This window comes from Micromonospora sp. NPDC047467 (assembly GCF_040643095.1).
Classification (GTDB): Bacteria; Actinomycetota; Actinomycetes; order Mycobacteriales; family Micromonosporaceae; genus Micromonospora.
On record NZ_JBEYTO010000002.1, the window covers coordinates 328,853 to 331,399 of the forward strand.

1 protein-coding gene and 1 pseudogene are annotated in these 2,547 nt (G+C 72.4%); both read right to left on the reverse strand.

Annotation, left to right across the window (positions count from 1 at the left end; translation table 11 throughout):
- Positions 1-514, reverse strand: a pseudogene (locus ABZ780_RS05760) (AAA family ATPase); the annotation flags it as partial.
- A 510-nt stretch (positions 515-1,024) separates the two neighbouring features.
- Positions 1,025-2,275: a DUF222 domain-containing protein gene (locus tag ABZ780_RS05765; RefSeq protein ID WP_357484552.1), complete on the reverse strand. Its 1,251-nt coding sequence runs from the start codon at positions 2,273-2,275 to the stop codon at positions 1,025-1,027.
- Positions 2,276-2,547: the final 272 nt, after the last annotated feature.

Here is a 2,547-nt window from a genome sequence, read left to right on the forward strand (position 1 = left end):
TGTCGCTGCTGTCGCTGCTGTCGCTGCTGTCGCTGCTGTCGCTGCTGTCGCTGCTGTCGCTGCTGCCGCTGCTGTCGCTGCTGCCGCTGCTGCCGCTGCTGCCGCTGCTGTCGCTGCTGCCGCTGCTGTCGCTGCTGTCGCTGCTGTCGCTGCCGCTGCTGCCGCTGCCGCTGCTGTCGCTGCTGTCGCTGCTGCTGTCGGTGCCGCTGGCCTCGCGGTTCGGGCTACTGCTGTCTTTGCTGCCCAAGGTTTCGCGGTCCGGGCTTCCGGCGAAGTCGAGGCGGCCGAAGAAGAGCGGCGTGGTCGGGTCGTCGGCCAGTTCGGCCACCCGGCGGGCCAGCGTGCGACCGAGTGTCTCCGCGGCGTACGCGTCGCCGGCCACCTGGTCGCCCGTGGCGAAGAGGGATTCGGCTCGTTCCCGCATCCGCCGCAGCGCCGCACGCGAGGTGGCCAGGTGTGCGCGCTCGGCGGAAAGGTCCTTGTCGAGGTGGGTGTCAAGGTCAGGTGCGGGCATGCTGACGTCCCATCGTCCACAGCTGCTGCTCGCTCGCGTGTCCGGGGGCGGATGGCCGGCCGCCCGGCGCGGCGACGTCCGTTCCGGTGCAGCTCACCTCGGCCGTCAAGCGGGGTGCAACCGTACGCTCCCGAGCCTGTCCCTGCCACCGAATTACCGATGCGGCCACCCGGAAGAGACGGCGTGGCGCCGCGACGGCGGGACGGCATGCCGGCGAACAACCGCCCGATCCGCTGTGCTGTCCGAACCGCTGGTCGCTCGATCTGCTGCGCTGCTCGATCTGCTGTGTCGCTCGTCTGCTGTGTCGTCCGAACCTCCGTGTCGCTCGAACTGCTGGTCGCTCGATTCGCTGTGTCGGCCGTGCCTTTCGGTCCCGGGGTGTTTGCCGCTGAGCCCGCGCTGGATCCCGAGGTGGGCGCTGCGGCCCATCGCGGTGGACGGCAATGCCGGCGGGCGGCTGAGGTGGGCCGTTCGCCCTGGTCCGGTGCCGCGTTTGTGGTGCTGTCGGCTTTAGCAGCGGCGATGGTAGAGGTTGCGCCGTGGGACGCGGTGCGGGTCGAGCCAGCGGGGCGGAAGGAAGTCGGGCTTGCCGTCCGGCGCGATGCGGACCGCCCAGTCGCCCTGGTGAATGAGGCGATGGTGGTGGCCGCAGAGCAGGACCGCGTTGCCCAACGCCGTTGCGCCACCATCGGCCCAGTGCTGGACGTGGTGGCCATCGCACCATCGGGACGGCCGGTCGCAGCCGGGGAAGGCGCAGCCACCGTCGCGCAGCACCAGCGCGCGACGCAGTGGCCCGGTGAAGAGACGGCGTTGACGCCCGACGTCCAGGACCTGACTGTTGCCGCCAAGCACGGCCGGCAGCACTGCGGCATCGCAGGCGAGTCGGCGGATCGCGCCCGGTGTGAGGCGTTCGCCGGTCTCCAGGGCGCCCGCGCGTACGCCGTTGACCAGCGCATCCAGCGCAACGGTCACCACCAGTTGTGGGCGGTCGCCGCCGTTGTCGGGCAGATGGCCGGTGCGCAGCGCCAGCCGACAGATCTCACCGAGCGCGTCCGCCCGGCGTTGGCCGGGACTGCGATCGTCGTGTGCACCTGCGGGGGCGCACAGCGGATCGATCGCTTCACGCAGCAGGCTCGCCGTTTCGGTGTCGAGGCTCCCGCTGAGACGTACCTGCCCATCCTGCTGGTCGGAGAGGGTGACGTGCCGGCGGGCCTCGGCCCGCTCGGTGGCCCGCTCAAGGGCTGCCAGCTCAGCTTGGTCGGCCAGGTCGGGGGCGACGTGCGCGAGGACGCGCTCCCCGAGACGGCTCAGGGTCGCCGGATCGAACCTGTCGGCCCACGCGATCAGCAGATGGGTGGCCTTGTCGGTCACCTCCGGCCCCGCCTCGACAGGAAGGGCGGCGACGGTCTCCGCCACGACGCGGCCCTGTTCGACGGTGATGATGCCGCCATGCAGGGCATCGCGGACCGCTGGTGGCGCGGCGTCGAGGGTGGCCGCGAGCTGAACGAGCTGACGGGCAGATCGCCCCGAAAGCCGGAGCCGATCCCGCAGCCAGACTGCGGTGGACGAGGCACCTTCGGTGACGGCCAGGCCGCGGGCGTCCAGCTCGCGCACCAGACCCAGCTCGACGGCGGCCAGCCGCTGCGCTGCGGCGTGCGCAGCATCGAGCGATGCGAGCAGCTCGGCGTCCGAGAGCGCCCACAGGGAGGCCGCGACACAGTCGTCGACGGCACCACTCGCCTGCGACAACGCCCTCAACATGAAGACAAGATAGAACATGTGTACGACATTTTTGTGCCCCGTTCGGCCAGGTTGCGGTCCGCCTCGCCCGCGTCGGGAGTTGCCGGCGGGCTGCCTGCGGTCAGAGCCTCTGCCAGGTGCCAGGTGCCAGGTGCCAGGTGCCAGGTGCCAAGTGCCGCCGCACCCGCGCCCGCCGCGCCGCCGCACCCGCGCCCGCCGCGCCGCCGCACCCGCGCCCGCCGCGCCGCCGCACCCGCGCCCGCCGCGCCGCCGCACCCGCGCCCGCCGCGCCG